At 33.0% G+C, this 17,117-nt stretch carries 19 protein-coding genes and 2 tRNA genes; 3 read left to right on the top strand and 18 right to left on the bottom strand.

Annotated features, from left to right (window positions below):
• Positions 1–80: 80 nt before the first annotated feature.
• From rpoB to bioH, 18 genes are all read right to left on the bottom strand, one after another.
• A complete protein-coding gene (gene rpoB, locus BCI_RS02490) occupies positions 81–4,103 on the bottom strand; it encodes a DNA-directed RNA polymerase subunit beta (protein ID WP_011520670.1) in 4,023 nt (1,340 codons plus the stop codon).
• A 173-nt stretch (positions 4,104–4,276) separates the two neighbouring features.
• On the bottom strand, positions 4,277–4,642 hold the full coding sequence (gene rplL, locus BCI_RS02485) for a 50S ribosomal protein L7/L12 (RefSeq protein WP_011520669.1): 366 nt from the start codon (positions 4,640–4,642) through the stop codon (positions 4,277–4,279).
• A gap of 35 nt (positions 4,643–4,677) precedes the next feature.
• Positions 4,678–5,178: a 50S ribosomal protein L10 gene (gene rplJ, locus BCI_RS02480; RefSeq protein ID WP_011520668.1), complete on the bottom strand. Its 501-nt coding sequence runs from the start codon at positions 5,176–5,178 to the stop codon at positions 4,678–4,680.
• Positions 5,179–5,357: 179 nt separating this feature from the next.
• The gene (gene rplA / locus BCI_RS02475; RefSeq protein ID WP_011520667.1) at positions 5,358–6,062 is read right to left on the bottom strand and encodes a 50S ribosomal protein L1; all 705 of its coding nucleotides are present in this window, start codon (positions 6,060–6,062) and stop codon (positions 5,358–5,360) included.
• A gap of 3 nt (positions 6,063–6,065) precedes the next feature.
• Positions 6,066–6,494 carry a 50S ribosomal protein L11 gene (gene rplK / locus BCI_RS02470; RefSeq protein WP_011520666.1) on the bottom strand — a complete coding sequence of 143 codons (429 nt, stop codon included), beginning with the start codon at positions 6,492–6,494 and terminating at the stop codon, positions 6,066–6,068.
• 55 nt (positions 6,495–6,549) lie between these two features.
• Positions 6,550–7,095, bottom strand: a complete 546-nt coding sequence (nusG, locus tag BCI_RS02465; protein ID WP_011520665.1) for a transcription termination/antitermination protein NusG — start codon at positions 7,093–7,095, stop codon at positions 6,550–6,552.
• Positions 7,096–7,479 (bottom strand): preprotein translocase subunit SecE, encoded by a 384-nt coding sequence (secE, locus tag BCI_RS02460; protein ID WP_011520664.1) that lies wholly within the window; start codon positions 7,477–7,479, stop codon positions 7,096–7,098.
• 65 nt (positions 7,480–7,544) lie between these two features.
• Positions 7,545–8,729 carry an elongation factor Tu gene (gene tuf, locus BCI_RS02455; RefSeq protein WP_011520663.1) on the bottom strand — a complete coding sequence of 395 codons (1,185 nt, stop codon included), beginning with the start codon at positions 8,727–8,729 and terminating at the stop codon, positions 7,545–7,547.
• Positions 8,730–8,844: 115 nt separating this feature from the next.
• Positions 8,845–10,962, bottom strand: coding sequence for an elongation factor G (gene fusA / locus BCI_RS02450; RefSeq protein WP_011520662.1), 2,118 nt, complete (start codon positions 10,960–10,962; stop codon positions 8,845–8,847).
• Positions 10,963–11,066: 104 nt separating this feature from the next.
• Positions 11,067–11,537, bottom strand: coding sequence for a 30S ribosomal protein S7 (rpsG, locus tag BCI_RS02445; RefSeq protein ID WP_011520661.1), 471 nt, complete (start codon positions 11,535–11,537; stop codon positions 11,067–11,069).
• Between the two features lie 58 nt (positions 11,538–11,595).
• Positions 11,596–11,970, bottom strand: coding sequence for a 30S ribosomal protein S12 (gene rpsL, locus BCI_RS02440; protein WP_011520660.1), 375 nt, complete (start codon positions 11,968–11,970; stop codon positions 11,596–11,598).
• Positions 11,971–12,027: 57 nt separating this feature from the next.
• Entirely contained in the window at positions 12,028–12,315 is a 288-nt protein-coding gene (gene tusB / locus BCI_RS02435) for a sulfurtransferase complex subunit TusB (RefSeq protein ID WP_011520659.1), read from the bottom strand.
• 9 nt (positions 12,316–12,324) lie between these two features.
• Positions 12,325–12,684, bottom strand: coding sequence for a sulfurtransferase complex subunit TusC (gene tusC, locus BCI_RS02430; protein WP_011520658.1), 360 nt, complete (start codon positions 12,682–12,684; stop codon positions 12,325–12,327).
• A gap of 11 nt (positions 12,685–12,695) precedes the next feature.
• On the bottom strand, positions 12,696–13,067 hold the full coding sequence (gene tusD, locus BCI_RS02425; RefSeq protein ID WP_011520657.1) for a sulfurtransferase complex subunit TusD: 372 nt from the start codon (positions 13,065–13,067) through the stop codon (positions 12,696–12,698).
• A 115-nt stretch (positions 13,068–13,182) separates the two neighbouring features.
• Complete coding sequence (gene zur / locus BCI_RS02420) at positions 13,183–13,626, bottom strand: zinc uptake transcriptional repressor Zur (protein ID WP_011520656.1); 444 nt, start codon at positions 13,624–13,626, stop codon at positions 13,183–13,185.
• A 49-nt stretch (positions 13,627–13,675) separates the two neighbouring features.
• Positions 13,676–13,748, bottom strand: a tRNA-Ala gene (locus BCI_RS02415).
• A gap of 27 nt (positions 13,749–13,775) precedes the next feature.
• Positions 13,776–13,849, bottom strand: a tRNA-Ile gene (locus BCI_RS02410).
• A gap of 109 nt (positions 13,850–13,958) precedes the next feature.
• Positions 13,959–14,720 (bottom strand): pimeloyl-ACP methyl ester esterase BioH, encoded by a 762-nt coding sequence (bioH, locus tag BCI_RS02405; RefSeq protein WP_011520655.1) that lies wholly within the window; start codon positions 14,718–14,720, stop codon positions 13,959–13,961.
• Positions 14,721–14,867: 147 nt separating this feature from the next.
• Between bioH and nfuA the strand changes: the two genes are divergently transcribed.
• Genes nfuA through gshB form a run of 3 tightly spaced genes read left to right on the top strand, consistent with a single transcriptional unit; the run spans position 14,868 to position 17,108 of the window.
• On the top strand, positions 14,868–15,440 hold the full coding sequence (nfuA, locus tag BCI_RS02400) for a Fe-S biogenesis protein NfuA (RefSeq protein WP_011520654.1): 573 nt from the start codon (positions 14,868–14,870) through the stop codon (positions 15,438–15,440).
• A gap of 32 nt (positions 15,441–15,472) precedes the next feature.
• Complete coding sequence (locus BCI_RS02395; protein ID WP_011520653.1) at positions 15,473–16,096, top strand: Fe-Mn family superoxide dismutase; 624 nt, start codon at positions 15,473–15,475, stop codon at positions 16,094–16,096.
• A gap of 58 nt (positions 16,097–16,154) precedes the next feature.
• On the top strand, positions 16,155–17,108 hold the full coding sequence (gene gshB, locus BCI_RS02390) for a glutathione synthase (protein ID WP_011520652.1): 954 nt from the start codon (positions 16,155–16,157) through the stop codon (positions 17,106–17,108).
• The last annotated feature ends 9 nt before the right edge of the window (positions 17,109–17,117 follow it).

Below are 17,117 nucleotides of genomic sequence, written 5' to 3'. Positions count from 1 at the left end.
CTCTTTTTAGAGTTAGATTAGTATAGTAAAATTTCTAATGTATTATTAGAAATAAAATATTTATATCTAACATAACATGATTAATTTTTTTCTAGCTCAATGTTAATACCTAAAGAGCGAATTTCCTTTAATAGAACGTTGAAAGATTCTGGCATTGCAGGCTCCATAGTGTGATTACAATCAACAATATTTTTATACATTTTTGTGCGACCATTAACATCATCTGATTTAACTGTTAGCATCTCTTGTAAAGTATATGCCGCACCATAAGCTTCTAATGCCCAAACTTCCATTTCACCAAAACGCTGACCACCAAACTGTGCCTTACCACCAAGTGGTTGCTGAGTTACTAAACTATAAGAGCCAGTTGATCTAGCATGCATCTTATCATCAACAAGATGATTAAGTTTTAACATATACATATAACCTACTGTCACCTGTCGTTCGAATGGTTCACCAGTCCTACCATCAAATAAAGTGATTTGACCAGATACTGGTAATTCTGCTAATTGCAACATTTGTTTGATTTCTTTTTCTTTAGCGCCATCGAACACTGGAGTCGCCATTGGCATACCATGTTTTAAGTTTTCTGCTAACAATAATATTTCTTGGTCAGAAAAAAGATTTAGATTAACCTTTTGTCTTACTTGATCGCCTATATCATAAGCTTTTTGAATAAATTGACGTAGTTGTTCAGCATTTTTATGTTGTTTCAACATCTTATTGATCTTATCACCAATACCTTTAGCAGCCATTCCTAAATGAGTTTCAAGAATCTGACCGATATTCATACGTGAAGGCACACCTAATGGGTTTAAAACTATATCTACTGGTATACCTTTTTCATCATATGGCATATCTTCAATTGGGTTGATTTTTGATATAACCCCTTTATTACCGTGACGACCGGCCATTTTATCACCAGGTTGTATTTGCCTTTTAACAGCAATATAAACTTTTACTATTTTTAAAACACCAGGGGATAAATCATCACCTTGAGTAATTTTGCGCCGTTTTTCTTCTAATTTATTTGCAAATACTTTATTTAACTCGTAATACTGCTCAGCTAGTTGTTCTAACTGACAATATTTATTGTTATCTTTAATATTAAATTGAGACCAATCTTCTCGTTTTAATTTTAAAATTTTAACTATATCTATATTAGTAATATCAGAACCTAGTACATGACGAATACGAGTAAATAAAGCAGCTTCAAAGATACGTCGCTCTTCTGTAAGGTCTTTTTTTGCTTGTTGTAACTGCATTTCCTCTATTTCTAGAGTTCTCTTATCTTTTTTAACACCATCACGGGTAAAAATTTGTACGTCTATCACTGTACCCGAATAACCATTTGGTACTCTTAATGATGAATCTTTAACATCTGATGCTTTTTCACCAAAAATAGCACGCAATAGTTTTTCTTCTGGTGTCAGTTGAGTTTCACCTTTAGGGGTTACCTTACCTACTAATATGTCTCCACTAGTAACTTCAGCTCCAATATAGACAATTCCTGACTCATCCAATTTACATAATGCTGCTTCACCTACATTAGGTATATCCGACGTAATTTCCTCAGGCCCTAATTTCGTATCACGTGACATACATGCTAATTCTTGGATATGAATTGTTGTAAAACAATCTTTTTGCACTACTCTTTCAGATACGAGCATAGAATCTTCAAAGTTATAACCATTCCAAGGCATGAAGGCAATACGCATATTTTGTCCTAATGCTAATTCTCCTAGGTCGGTAGATGGACCATCAGCTAAGACATTACCACGCTCTACTAGTTCCCCTAATGTGACGCAAGGCTTTTGACTAATGCATGTATTCTGATTAGAACGAATATATTTTGTCATATGGTAAATATCGATACCTGCCTCACCTGAATACATTTCATCAGAGTGAACATTAATAACAATACGAGAAGCATCAACATACTGAACTATGCCACCACGTTTAGCTACAACTGTTACTCCAGAGTCAACAGCTACAATACGTTCCATACCAGTACCGACTAATGGTTTATCAGTTCGCAAGGTAGGTACAGCTTGACGTTGCATATTAGCTCCCATTAGAGCTCGATTAGCATCATCATGCTCTAAAAATGGAATAAGCGAGGCACCTACTGAAACTATTTGCTGAGTAGAAACATCCATATAATGTACTTTTTCACGACTAAAGAACCCTGATTCCCCTTTATGACGACAAGTAACTAGCTCTTCTACAAAATTACCTTTGTCATCAAGATTAGTATTAGCCTGAGCTATAATAAAATTACCCTCTTCAATTGCAGATAAATAATGAATCTCTTCAGTCACTACACTGTTATGTACAAGCCGATATGGTGTTTCTAAAAAACCATACTCATTAGTTTTTGCGTATACCGATAGAGAGTTTATTAAACCAATGTTAGGTCCTTCTGGAGTTTCAATTGGGCACACTCTTCCATAATGAGTCGGATGTACATCACGTACTTCAAATCCAGCACGTTCCCTAGTTAATCCTCCAGGTCCTAATGCGGAAATACGACGTTTATGAGTAATTTCAGAAAGTGGATTATTCTGATCCATAAACTGTGATAGCTGACTGGAACCAAAAAATTCTTTAATTGCTGCTGAGATTGGCTTTGCATTGATAATATCTTGTGGCATTAAACTCTCTAGATCACTTAAAGATAAACGCTCTTTTACGGCACGTTCAACACGAACTAGACCAATTCTAAATTGATTTTCGGCCATTTCACCGACAGAACGAACACGACGATTACCAAGATGATCGATATCATCTACTTCACCCTTACCGTTACGAATATCGATCAGTTTCTTCATTACTTCGATAATATCACTTTTACTTAACAGACCTGATCCTTCTATTTCTTCACGCAAAAGAGCACGATTAAATTTCATTCTACCTACCGCTGATAGATCATAACGATCTTCTGAGAAAAAAATGTTTTCGAAAAGATTTTCTGCTGCTTCACGTGTTGGTGGCTCACCAGGACGCATCATACGGTAAATTTCGACTAGTGCACTAAGCCTGTCTCTAGTTGAATCAATCCGTAATGTTTCGGAAATATAAGCACCATGATCTAAGTCATTAGTAAATAATGTTTCAATACGTTTAAAATTAGCTTTACCTAATTTATCTAGTATTTCTAGCGTAATTTCTATATTGGCAGGGACGATAATTTCACCAGTATTATCATGAATATAATCTATTGCTATAATTTTACCTACTAAATATTCTCTAGGAACATTAATTCGATCTATACTATCTATTTTTAACTGATGAATATGACGTGCTGTAATACGACGACCTTTATTAACATATATAGTACCATTGGCTATAATATCAAATGAAGCAGTTTCTCCACGTAGACGCTCAGGAACTAGTTCCATTTGTATATGTTCATCATTTAGATGAAAAATAACTTTTTCGAAGAAGGTATCTAAAATTTGGTTAGTGCTAAGTTGCAATGCACGTAAGATAATCGTTGCCGGTAATTTACGGCGGCGGTCAATACGAACAAATAAGTGATCTTTCTGGTCAAATTCAAAATCCAACCATGATCCTCTATAAGGAATAATACGTGCATTAAATAAAACCTTACCTGATGAATGTATCTTACCCTTATCACTATCAAAAAAAACACCAGGACTACGGTGTAACTGAGAAACAATTACACGCTCAGTTCCATTAATAACAAACGTACCATTTTCCGTCATAAGAGGAATTTCACCCATATATACTTCTTGTTCTTTAATAGGAGTTTCTGTTGTGGCATCACGAATGATAAGACGCAAAATTACGCGTAGTGGAGCAGAAAATGTTAAACCTCTTGTTTGACATTCTTTAACATCGAACACAGGCTCACCTAAGTGATAACTAACATATTGTAATTCAGCGTTACCACTATAACTTTGTATGGGAAACACAGATCTAAAAGCAGCTTCTAGTCCATGCTGACCTTCATTATCACGTTCAATAAACTTTTGAAAAGATTCAAGCTGTATAGAAAGTAAATAGGGGACATCTAAGACTTGTGAACGTTTGCCAAAATCTTTACGAATGCGTTTTTTTTCGGTGTAGGAATAAAGCATAGGGTTCCTTAGCTAGCTGACTAGTAGACTAACCACTATGTCTGCCCTAGACAGTTCTATATTAGTTATTAAATTAATAATTTATTAATTTATAGGAAATTTATTTTTCTAGAAAGTCGGTTAACTTAATGCAAAGTTATCCGACTTTACTCAGTATATACTGATAAGAGAAATTATTTTATTTCAACAGAAGCACCTGCATCTTCTAGAATTTTCTTTAAAGCTGCAGCTTCATCTTTACTTATACTTTCTTTTAGGGTAATTGGTGCAGATTCCACTAAGTCTTTTGCTTCTTTTAAACCTAAACTAATAACTCCACGTACTGCTTTAATAACTGCAATTTTATTTGCACCAATATTAGTGAGAACAACATCAAATTCTGTTTTCTCTTCAACAGTTTCAGCAGGGCTAGAGGTAGGTACTATAGTATTGATAGAAGATACACCAAACTTTTGTTCCATCATAGAAATTAGCTCTGTAATATCTAAAATAGACATTTTGGCTACGGCTTCTAAAATTTGTTCTTTAGTAAGGGACATAGCAATTGATTCCTAAAATCAAGGTAAATATTATTTTATGCCGTTTCGCTTTTTTGGTTACGTAATGCTACCAAAAGACGAGCTAATTTTCCTATAGCAGCTTCTTTCATCAGATAGATCATCTTAGCAACAGCTTCTTCGTAAGTTGGTAAGTTTGCTAACTGATCAATATGTGATGCTGCAAGAATAGCTCCTTCAAAAGCTGCTGCTTTAATATTAAATTTTTTGTGATTTTTAGCAAAATTCTTCAATAAACGTGCTGCTGCACCAGGATGTTCTGTCGAAAATGCAATTAAGGTAGGACCAATAAAAGTCTCTTTTAAACATAAGAAAGGAGTATTTTCAATAATACGAAGCATGAGAGTATTACGAACTACAATCATTTTTACACCTACTTTTAGACCAGCTTTACGTAGTTCAGTAATTTCATTTACTGTAATACCACGGTAATCTGCAACAACAGCAGATAGTGCACTTTTAGCAAATTCTTTAACTTTAGTAACAATCGCTTGTTTATTTTGAAGATTAAGTGCCATAAGATTTTATCCTGGATTTAGCTAAGCACACTTTCCTAGCCTGGAACTTACTTAAATTACTACTATATATAACGGTAAAAAGCATCAATATAATATAATTATCATATAGTAAACTAAAATAGAGATTAATAAATTTTATTTATTAGTTACTAGTAACTTACTAGCTAATAGCAATTTATCTACTTTACAAGTGTAGATAAGCTACATTGATCTATAGTTAAACTAGGTCCCATAGTAGTAGATAAACAGATTTTTTTAAAATATATCCCTTTAGTTTGCAAAGGTTTATCTTTTTTTAGCGCTCTTAATAAAGCTTCTAGATTCTCTATTAATTGATAAGATTCAAAGTTAATTTTACCTATAGTTGTATGAATTATGCCATTTTTATCATTATGATAACGTATCTGACCAGATTTAATTTCTTTAATTGCTAAAGCGATATTCTGTGTAATGGTACCGGTTTTAGTATTTGGCATCATACCTTTTGGACCTAATATTTGACCTAATGTACTTACAAGATGCATTGTATCTGGAGAAGCAATTACGACGTCAAAATTTATGTTTCCTTTTGTAATTTGTGCAGCTAAATTATCCATACCTACTAAATCAGCTCCAGCAGTTTCTGCTATTGATACATTGATACCTTGAGCAAAAACTGCTACTTTAATACTACGACCAATTCCATGAGGAAGTATAGTTGCGCTATGTATATTTTGACTAGATTTACGTGCATTAATACCTAATTTTACTGCTACATCAAGACTTTCAATGAATTTTACCGTAGCATGATCCTTTAATAAAGGAATTGCTTCATGTATATTATATTGTTTAGTACGATCTATTTGATTACTGATCATACGCATCCGCTTGGTAGTTTTGCCCATTTTTTAACCTTCTACTATCAGACCCATAGATAAAGCTGTTCCTAAAATAGAACGAGATATTGCTTCTATATTGTTACTATTCATATCTGCAACTTTTTTTTCTGCTATTTCACGTATTTGAGAATACGTAACTTTACCTACTTGTTCCTTTTTGGGTTGATTAGCACCTGATTTAATTCCTGCAGCTTTACTTAATAAAACTGCCGCTGGTGGAGTTTTGATAATAAAAGTAAAAGAACGATCAGAATAAACTGTTATTATAACAGGAATTGGTAAACCTTTTTCAAAGTTTTCTGTTTGAAGATTAAAAATCTTACAAAATTCCATAATATTAACACCTTGCTGACCTAAAGCTGGTCCGACTGGAGGACTAGGATTTGCCATACCTGCCGCAACCTGTAGCTTAACATAAGCTTGTACTTTCTTAGCCATTTTAATTTCCTATCAAACTACTTTAATTGATTTTTTGAAAAAAGTTTTACTGTGCCTAACCCTTTTCTACTTGACTAAAATCTAGCTCAACGGGAGTAGTACGTCCAAAAATAGAAACTGAAACTTTAAGACGACTCTTATCGTAATCTACTTCTTCTACTACACCATTAAAATCAGCAAATGGTCCATCGTTTACACGTACTAGTTCACCTGGTTCGAATAGTGTTTTTGGTCTAGGCTTATCACCGGTTTTCTGTAAACGATTCATAATAGCAAGAACTTCTTTATCACTAATAGGTGACGGACGATCTGATGTACCACCAATAAAACCCATAACTCGTGGCACATTACGTACTAAATGCCAGCTACTATCATTCATTACCATATGAACTAATACATAACCAGGAAAAAATTTCCTTTCACTTTTACGACGTTGTCCTCCACGAATTTCAACAACTTCTTCTGTAGGCACTATCACTTCACCAAAAAGTTTCTCTGTAGCGTATAATTTAATATGTTCGCGTAGAGATTGTGCTACTCGTCCTTCTAGACCAGAAAAAGCTTGAATAACATACCAGCGTTTTTGAGAAACTTCAGACATCTAGAACCTCAAACTGGTAATAAATGATATAATGTTTACTAGAAAAATATCTAGTCCCCAAATAACAAGCGACATTAAAATAGTTGTTACTGCTATAATTAGCGTTGTATAGAATGTTTCTTGGCTAGTCGGCCAAATTATTTTACGCATTTCAATATAAGCTTCACTTATAAACCGAAGAAAGACTTTGCCTTGCTTTGTTATAAGAGTTAATATCAATACCGTTAATACGGTAATAAATAAAGCAGATAATTGCAGGGTTAAGTTTATATATTGATAACAATAAATACTAATACTATAGATTATAATAATCGCAATTATAAGAAACCATTTTAATCTTTCTAGGCTATTTTTTTTTTCTTTAGATTCAGTATTAATACTCATTTCACATCATTCAAATAATTAAATTAATTTTTATATTCAATAGATCTAGGATCTAATAGCAGTATTTACTCAATAATGTCTGTGACAATACCAGCACCAACAGTGCGCCCACCTTCACGGATTGCAAATCTTAATCCCTGATCCATAGCAATTGGAGCAATTAAATTAACTATCATTTTTATATTATCTCCTGGCATTACCATTTCTACATCTATTGGTAATTCAATAGTACCAGTTACATCTGTAGTACGGAAGTAAAACTGTGGTCTATAACCTTTAAAAAAGGGAGTATGACGTCCACCTTCATCTTTATTTAGAATATAGACTTCTGATGCAAATTTAGTGTGTGGTTTAATTGATCCTGGTTTAGCTAATACCTGACCACGTTCTACATCATCACGTTTTACTCCACGCAGTAAAACACCAATATTTTCGCCAGCACGTCCTTCATCTAATAATTTCCGAAACATTTCTACACCGGTACAAGTCGTCTTAGTGGTATTTTTAATACCTATTATTTCTACTTCTTCACCAACTTTTAAAATACCACGCTCTACCCTACCTGTTACGACAGTTCCACGACCTGATATAGAAAAAACGTCTTCAATTGGTAATAAAAATGGTTTATCAATTGCACGCTTTGGTTCAGGAATATAGCTATCTAATACTTCTGCTAATTCTATTATTTTGCTAGTCCAATCTACATCATGTTCTAATGCTTTAAGCGCAGAACCACGTATTATAGGTGTATTTTCACCTGGAAATTCATACTGCGACAATAATTCACGTACTTCTATTTCAACTAATTCTAACAATTCACTATCATCAACCATATCACATTTATTAATAAATACTATTATATAAGGAACACCTACTTGACGAGCTAATAAAATATGTTCTCTTGTTTGAGGCATAGGACCATCAGTTGCAGCTACTACTAAAATAGCACCGTCCATTTGTGCTGCACCAGTAATCATATTTTTAACATAGTCTGCATGTCCAGGACAGTCCACATGCGCATAATGACGATTCTTTGTATCATACTCAACATGAGAAGTATTAATAGTAATACCACGCGCTTTTTCTTCTGGGGCATTATCTATTTGATCAAATGCTAACGCATTACCACCATAAGCCTTAGCTAATACAGCAGTAATCGCAGCGGTTAAGGTAGTTTTACCATGATCAACGTGACCTATTGTACCGACGTTAATATGTAGTTTAGTACGTTGAAATTTTTCTTTAGACACTATTATATTCCTTATACTATATGTATAGTATGCTGTTTATCTACCTACTTACTTATATTAAGTAAAAGTAGGGGGAGTAACTTTAATATTTGTCATTTTAAAACTTAAATATGGCCTATTTTGTCTGATGAGCTTCAATAATAGTTTGTACCACATGACTTGGTACTTCATGATATTTTAAAAATTCCATAGTATAAGAAGCTCGACCCTGAGTCTGTGAGCGTAGATCAGTAGCATAACCAAACATCTCTGATAAAGGGACCTGCACTCTAATCGTTTTACCAGTAGTATTATCTATCATACCATTAATTATTCCACGACGACGATTTAAGTCACCAATAACATCACCCATATAATCTTCAGGGGTTTCAACTTCTACCTGCATTATAGGTTCTAGAAGAATAGGCTTAGCCTTCATAAAACCTTCTTTAAAGGCAATAGAGGCTGCCAGCTTAAATGCCATTTCAGATGAATCTACTTCGTGGTAGGAACCATCAAAAACAGCAACTCGCACATCTACGATAGGATAACCTGCTAAAATACCACTCTTTAGCTGTTCTTGAATACCTTTATCTACTGCTGGTAAATACTCTTTAGGAATTACACCACCAACAATTTCATTCAGAAATTCGTATGTTTTACCACCTGGTTCCATTGGTTCTATACGTAACCAAACATGACCAAATTGACCACGGCCACCAGATTGACGAATAAATTTACCTTCTTGTTCAACAGTAACACGAATTGTTTCTCTATAAGCAACCTGTGGTTTACCAACATTAGCAAGAACATTAAATTCACGTCGCATTCTATCTATAAGAATTTCTAAATGTAATTCACCCATACCTGCTATAATAGTTTCTCCTGATTCTTCATCTATCCATACATGAAAAGAAGGATCTTCTTGTGCTAAACGATTCAAAGCAAATCCCATTTTTTCTTGATCTGCTTTCGTTTTTGGTTCAACAGCAACAGAGATAACAGGTTCTGGAAAATCCATTTTTTCAAGAATAATTGGTGCTTCTGGATCACACAAAGTATCACCAGTAGTGACATCTTTAAGACCAATTGCCGCAGCAATATCGCCTGCATGCACTTCTTTTATCTCTTCACGTTTATTAGCATGCATTTGTACAATACGACCAAAACGCTCACGTTTTTCTTTTACTGAATTAAAAACCATATCTCCACTACTTACCATACCTGAGTAAACACGAAAAAAAGTTAAATTACCAACGAATGGGTCAGTAGCTATTTTAAATGCTAGTGCTGAAAATGGTGCTTTATCACTAGACAATGAATTATCGTATATTTTTGTTTGTTTATTTTCAACTGTTAGCATTCGATTAACAATCGAAACATCAGTAGGAGCAGGTAAATATTCAATTACTGCATCTAAGAGTGCTTGTACACCTTTATTTTTAAAGGCAGAACCACAAGTTACAAGTATAATATCGTTATTTAAAACAAGTTGACGAAGACTAGCTTTTATTTCTTCTTCAGAAATAATTTCACTATTTAAATATTTTTCCATTAGTTCAGTAGAAGCTTCTACTGCTATTTCTACTAAGTTTTGATGCCATTTTTCAGCTAAATCTAGCATTTCAGTAGGTATATTACCATAAGTAAAACTGATGCCTTGGTCAGCTTCATTCCAATGAATAGCTTTCATTTTAACTAAATCAATAACACCTGTGAAATTTTCTTCTGCTCCTATTGCTAATTGTATGGGAACTGGTTTAGCAGATAGACGCGTTCTAATTTGTTCTACTACTCGTAAGTAATTGGCACCCATACGGTCCATTTTATTAACAAAGGCAATACGTGGTACTTTATATTTATTCGCTTGACGCCATACTGTTTCCGACTGTGGTTGTACTCCTCCAACAGCACAATAAATCATGACTACACCATCAAGTATTCGCATAGAACGTTCTACTTCTATGGTAAAGTCAACATGTCCAGGTGTATCAATGATATTAATACGATGAGCATTAAATTGTTTAGCCATACCTGACCAAAAACAGGTAGTGGCAGCAGAAGTAATAGTAATACCTCGTTCTTGCTCTTGTGCCATCCAATCCATCGTAGCTGCACCATGGTGCACTTCACCAATTTTATGATTAACACCAGTATAAAATAAGATACGTTCAGTAGTAGTTGTTTTACCAGCATCAATGTGTGCACTAATACCTATGTTACGGTAGTATGCAATAGGTGTTATCCGAGCCATTTTTATCCTCAATGATTGGCACGTTTGTTTTTGGTATTAAGTCATGTAGAAAATACACTAAAATAACTAATAGTTAAAATAGCTTATAGAATTATACCGTCAAGTTACCATCTATAATGGGCAAATGCTTTATTAGCATCAGCCATACGATGAACTTCTTCACGTTTTTTGACAGCAGCACCTTTATGTTCTGTAGCATCAACAAGTTCATTAGCTAAACGTATAGCCATAGACTTATCACTTCTTTTTCTAGCAGCTTCAACTATCCAACGCATTGCTAAAGTATCGCGACGTATTGAACGTACTTCTACCGGAACTTGATAAGTAGAACCACCAACACGACGAGATTTAACTTCAATAGCAGGACGTACATTATCTAGAGCTGCTTCAAAAGCTTCTAGATAATTTTTGCCTGAACGTTTAGCTATGATTTCTAATGCTGAATATACTATTGTTTCAGCAAGAGATTTTTTGCCATTTTTCATCAAAATATTAATAAATTTAGCTAAACGTTCAGATCCTAACTTTGGATCTGGTAAAATTTTACGTTGACCAATCAGACGACGACGTGGCATATAAATACTCCATTACTATTAATTATAATATTATTGAATATTTAAATCATATTATTTATTAAACTTTTTGTTTTTTTACACCGTACTTAGAACGCCCTTTTTTGCGATCCTTTACCCCAGAGCAATCAAGAGTACCACGTAAAGTATGATAGCGAACACCAGGAAGATCTTTTACACGCCCACCACGAATTAGTATGACTGAATGTTCTTGTAAATTATGACCTTCACCTCCTATATAGGAGGTAACTTCAAAACCATTAGTTAAGCGGACTCTACATACTTTACGTAAAGCCGAGTTTGGTTTTTTAGGGGTAGTAGTATATACACGAGTACATACTCCGCGTTTTTGCGGACAACCTTCTAACGCTGGAACATTGCTTTTTGCAACTTTCATAGAGCGAGGATGGCGTACTAGTTGATTAATAGTTACCATTAAATATTATTCCTTGGAAATTATATATTATTATAAATGAATAAATATTGTTTAATTTTACCAAGCTATCTGCTGTGAATGTTTTTCCGTAAGCATTACAAACTCAGTATAACTAATTACCACAATTGTACGAGAAAAATGAGGATATAAACCGCGAGCTAAGATATCATTCTTTAATGCATAAATAGTTAAAGATGTCTTTGTTAAAGCATGTAGCGTTGGTGAATTATTTAATCCAGAGATAACGCCATCTGCCCATAGTAAGATATCATCTTTTGGTGTTATAATCTGTAATAACCATTTAATATCATAAAGATAAGGAGAATGACTAATAGTATAAAGCATAATTATTGCTTAAAAGGTTAATACATGGTTATAAGCTGAAAGTTTTTTATTCCAAATATCTGTTTGGAGCCATTCTACTTCTAAAATTAAATTAGTCTGCATATTAAAACCGCGTTGAATTGCTGAATTAGCATATAAATATAAACAATTTATTTCATACAAAGGCAATATTTTAAATAAGTTTACAAAGTTTTTTGCTAAAATTTTTGCTGGTTCCTGATTCGGAAGTAATAAAAAGATACCGTCAGCAATAAAAAAAATGCCTATTTTTTGACAAATAGCTGATATCGCTAAGATAGTATCTAACCCTTCACGTCCAGAAGCATTAAAATGTGGTCCATGAGTAAACATTACAGCAATGCTTTTCATGTTATTATTCTCTAAAATTGGATTAAGCGATCACAGTGCAATACAGCTTGTCCAAAATAACTAAGGCTACTTATTTTAAAAGTAGAATGTAAGTTAAATCCTGATAAATTTAGCTCTCTTGCTTGTTGATCATCTATAATACCACGACGTAGTGCAGCGGTAATACATATATGCAAAGATACCTTATGTTGTATTGCTAATTTTTCCCAAGCAAGTAATAAATTTTTTTCATCACTAGCAGGCGTAATAAATTTATTAGCATTATATACACCATCTTGATAAAAAAATATTGTCTTAATATAGTGTCCATAATTTAATAATGCTTGAGCAAACTGCAAAGCACTACTAGCCCTTTGGTTTCCATAGGCAGGACCAGTAATCATAAGGCAATAGCATAATTTCTGGCTATATTTATGTGAACTTAGTTGATTTATATTAATAATATTTTACGTAGAAGAATTAATTTTATTAGTATGAAACTATTTATGTTTTCTAAATTTATCTACATTGTGGACAAACACCGTGTGTTTCTACTACATTATAAGACATAGTAAAACTAGCTTTAGCAGCCATTTTTTGCAAAATATTTCTAATATTTTCTGCAGTTTTCTCAGTAACATGACCACATCGATCGCAAATAAAAAATGCTGATGTATGTGAAGGATCGGTAAAATCATGACAAAGCATAAAACTATTTGTGGATTCTACTCTATGAATAAAACCTTGTTCCATTAAAAAATCTAACGCGCGGTAAATAGTAGGTGGTTTTGCTTGTGGTTCTGATTTACGTAATAAATCAAGTAATTCATAGGCACTAATCGCGTTGTTTTGTTTAATCATTAGACGTAATACTTCTAAACGTTGTGGGGTCATACGTGCATGACGTTGTTGACATAACTTTTCTGCTTGACTCAGTAATTGGATTTGAATAGCCGCCTTCATGAATTACTCAACAGGATTTTTCTTACGTAACTTATTACATTTAGTAAAATGGAGCTAAGCGGGATTGAACCGCTGACCTCCTGCGTGCAAAACAGGCGCTCTACCAGCTGAGCTATAGCCCCACAATAATAGTATATAATTATACTGAGTAGGCTTGAGTGGATTCGAACCACTGACCTCACCCTTATCAGGGGTGTGCTCTAACCAACTGAGCTACAAGCCTATACCAGGCTAATAGTAATGTATTAACGGTGATTTAATCAAGCTATTTAATTAGATAGCGATCATAAACTTAAATATTTATAAACTAAGTCAGTATGTAGACCAATTAATTATTTAATTAATGAACTAAAAAAAAATAACTGACGACAAAAAATCCTTGCATGAGATAAAAATGGAACATGAGCTGCTCCATAGAAAGTAATACTAAGGCTATTAGATTGAGATAAACATAGTTTATCAATTATTTGTATGCTTTTTTCGGGAATTAATGGGTCTAAATTTCCATATAAACGTAATAACGGTAATTTAATTGTAGGTAATACATAACGCAAATCACATTTAAATAATAGCATTAATCCTGCATTTAATACATGTATCGATGGTATTTTTTGCGAAAAAAACTGTTTCTTTAGCCAACGTGTATCACTATATGATGAATTTGTATTCATAGTTTGTAATACAATAAAATTGTTTATTGTATGAATTATATTCGTATTTAATTTATTAAAAAAATCATAAAAAAATTTAGGCTTAATACCAGGCCATCCTGCCGTTGAAGAAAAGCATGGTGAAGAAGCCACAGTAATCAATCCTAATATTTTTTCAGGCCATAACTGAGCTATTTTAGTTGCTACTAAACCACCAAGTGACCAACCAAGTAATAAAGTTTTATCTGGTATTTTAGTAACTAAAATATTCGCCATTTGTGTTACTGTTAAGTTAGCATAATTGGCTAAATTACCATAACCGGGCAATTCAATATTATATATATAAAAATGTGAAGATAATTGAGGTTCAATACAAGACCATACGTTTGTGGTAAAACCCCATCCATGTAGTAATACTAGTTTTTTTTTACTAGACCTAGACATACAAAAAGCTATATTATAGCTACATAATTTTATTTATATCATTATACATTATAAATGATGATTAGGATAAAATCCTTTATCTATTGTAATGGATCAAGTATCATAAGTAATAACATAATTATTATATGAGTAAGATTATTCATTAGAATGATTATTATTACTGATACAGCTCAAAAATATTTAACTACACTACTTGCTAAGCAAAAATCAGGTACACAAATACGTGTATTAGTTCTAAATCCAGGGACTCCTATTGCCGAATGTAGTCTTTCTTATTGTCCAATAGATACAGTAACAAAAAAAGATATCAAATTAGAGTTTGATCAATTTTGTGTTTATGTTGATCAACTAAGTACTTCTTATTTAGAAGATGCATTAATAGATTGCGTGCTTGATGAATTAGGAACGCAATTAATAATTCAAGCTCCACATCTTATAGAGAAGATAGATAGTAATACTCCTTTATTGGAACGTGTAAATCAGATTATTTTATCTTGTATTAATCCTCAATTAGCAAATCATGGTGGAAAAGTAACTTTAATTACTATTACTGAAGATATGTTTGCAATTATACAATTTTCTGGTGGCTGCAATGGTTGTTCAATGGTTAGTTATACATTAAAAGAACATATAGAAAAAAAATTATTACAGTTATTCCCTGAACTTAAAGGTGTAAAAGATCTTACTCAACATAATCATAGTCAATATTCTTTTTATTGATAAAAATTCATTATAAATATGAGGTTCTAAATATGATTTTTATGTTACCTACTTTACCTTATCGTTTTGATGCTTTTGAGCCGTTTATTGATCAAACTACAATGGAAATTCATTATACTAAACATCATCAAAACTATATTACAAATGCAAATCTTATACTAGAAAGTCTTCCCCAGTTTGCTCAATTATCAGTTGAAGAATTAATTCAACAGTTAGATCAAGTGCCTCATAACAAAAAAATGGCATTACGTAACTATGCTGGTGGACATGCTAATCATAGCTTATTTTGGAAATTACTAAAACACGGAACTAAAATTCAAGGAAAACTAAAAAATGCTATTGAAAGTGATTTTGGTAGTATAATTATATTTCAAGAACTATTTGAACAAGTAGCTATGAATTGTTTTGGTTCTGGTTGGGCATGGCTAGTTAAAAAAAATAATCAACTATTAGTAGTTTCTACTGCTAATCAAGATAATCCATTAATGGGTGAAAATATATCTAGTGTATCAGGTTATCCAATACTAGGTCTTGATGTTTGGGAACATGCTTATTATCTTAAATATCAAAATCGTCGTTCTGATTATATTAAATCTTTCTGGAACATAGTAAACTGGGATGAAGCATCTATTCGTTTTAATCAATGTGAAGATTAAGTTAATTTTGATCCCTTGCATAAGGGATCTTGCTTATTAATTCTTATTTGTGAACTTTATGATTAAGTTAGGTATTGTAATGGATTCTATTGCATCCATTAATATTAAGAAAGATACTAGTTTCGCGCTTTTGCTCGAAGCGCAAAAACGTGGCTATAAAATTTTTTATATGGAAATTAATTCTCTTTATTTACGTGGTGGAGAAGCTCGAGCTTCTAGTTGTTTGCTAGAAGTTACTAATCATGATGATGATTGGTATAATTTTTATAACTATCAAGATATAGCTATAAGCTCTCTTGATGTTGTTTTAATGCGTAAAAATCCACCAATAGATACTGAATATATTTATTCAACTTATATTCTAGAACGTGCGGAAAAACAAGGTACACTTGTTATTAACAAACCACAAAGCCTACGTGATTGTAACGAAAAAATATTTGCTTCTGATTGCAAAAAATATACCCCAGATACACTAGTTAGTCAGCAATATAATCATATTCGTCAATTTTTACGACAGCATAAGGACATTATCCTTAAACCATTAAATGGTATGGGAGGTCAATCTATCTTTCGTCTTCAAGAGCAAGATCCTAATCTTTCAGTTATTATTGAAACTTTGACTAGCTATGGTAAAAATTTTTGTATGGCGCAAACTTATCTTCCATCCATTAAAGAAGGAGATAAGCGTGTTTTTATTATTGATGGCCAACCAGTACCATACTGCTTAGCTCGTATTCCTCAAAATAGTGAAATACGTGGTAATTTAGCCGCTGGTGGATACGGAGAAGCACGTTCTTTATCATCAACTGATTGGTCAATTGCTTACGATTTAGGCTTAATACTAAGAAAAAGAGGATTAATGTTTGTCGGTTTAGATATTATTGGTGATAAACTAACAGAGATCAATATAACTAGTCCTACCTGCATATGCGAAATAGAAGCTGCTTTCCCAATATCTATTACTGGTATGTTAATGGATGCTATTGAAAAAAATCTTCAGACTATTAAATAGAGCAAATAA

The sequence above is a fragment of the Baumannia cicadellinicola str. Hc (Homalodisca coagulata) genome, assembly GCF_000013185.1.
Taxonomy (GTDB): domain Bacteria; phylum Pseudomonadota; class Gammaproteobacteria; order Enterobacterales; family Enterobacteriaceae; genus Baumannia; species Baumannia cicadellinicola_E.
The sequence above is the reverse complement of the archived record's forward strand: the minus strand, read 5'-3'. Positions and strand labels throughout refer to the sequence as shown.

Coding starts and splice junctions, on each gene's coding strand:
- zur (WP_011520656.1), bottom strand. CDS start 13,626: ATGAAGGCGGCTATTCAAATCCAATTACTGAGTCAAGCAGAAAAGTTA.
- rplL (WP_011520669.1), bottom strand. CDS start 4,642: ATGTCCCTTACTAAAGAACAAATTTTAGAAGCCGTAGCCAAAATGTCT.
- rplJ (WP_011520668.1), bottom strand. CDS start 5,178: ATGGCACTTAATCTTCAAAATAAACAAGCGATTGTTACTAAAGTTAAA.
- secE (WP_011520664.1), bottom strand. CDS start 7,479: ATGAGTATTAATACTGAATCTAAAGAAAAAAAAAATAGCCTAGAAAGA.
- tusB (WP_011520659.1), bottom strand. CDS start 12,315: ATGCTTTATACTATTAGTCATTCTCCTTATCTTTATGATATTAAATGG.
- rpsL (WP_011520660.1), bottom strand. CDS start 11,970: ATGGTAACTATTAATCAACTAGTACGCCATCCTCGCTCTATGAAAGTT.
- nfuA (WP_011520654.1), top strand. CDS start 14,868: ATGATTATTATTACTGATACAGCTCAAAAATATTTAACTACACTACTT.
- BCI_RS02395 (WP_011520653.1), top strand. CDS start 15,473: ATGATTTTTATGTTACCTACTTTACCTTATCGTTTTGATGCTTTTGAG.
- bioH (WP_011520655.1), bottom strand. CDS start 14,720: ATGTCTAGGTCTAGTAAAAAAAAACTAGTATTACTACATGGATGGGGT.
- gshB (WP_011520652.1), top strand. CDS start 16,155: ATGATTAAGTTAGGTATTGTAATGGATTCTATTGCATCCATTAATATT.
- rpoB (WP_011520670.1), bottom strand. CDS start 4,103: ATGCTTTATTCCTACACCGAAAAAAAACGCATTCGTAAAGATTTTGGC.
- tusC (WP_011520658.1), bottom strand. CDS start 12,684: ATGAAAAGCATTGCTGTAATGTTTACTCATGGACCACATTTTAATGCT.
- nusG (WP_011520665.1), bottom strand. CDS start 7,095: ATGTCTGAAGTTTCTCAAAAACGCTGGTATGTTATTCAAGCTTTTTCT.
- rpsG (WP_011520661.1), bottom strand. CDS start 11,537: ATGCCACGTCGTCGTCTGATTGGTCAACGTAAAATTTTACCAGATCCA.
- tusD (WP_011520657.1), bottom strand. CDS start 13,067: ATGATTACTGGTCCTGCCTATGGAAACCAAAGGGCTAGTAGTGCTTTG.
- rplK (WP_011520666.1), bottom strand. CDS start 6,494: ATGGCTAAGAAAGTACAAGCTTATGTTAAGCTACAGGTTGCGGCAGGT.
- fusA (WP_011520662.1), bottom strand. CDS start 10,962: ATGGCTCGGATAACACCTATTGCATACTACCGTAACATAGGTATTAGT.
- rplA (WP_011520667.1), bottom strand. CDS start 6,062: ATGGGCAAAACTACCAAGCGGATGCGTATGATCAGTAATCAAATAGAT.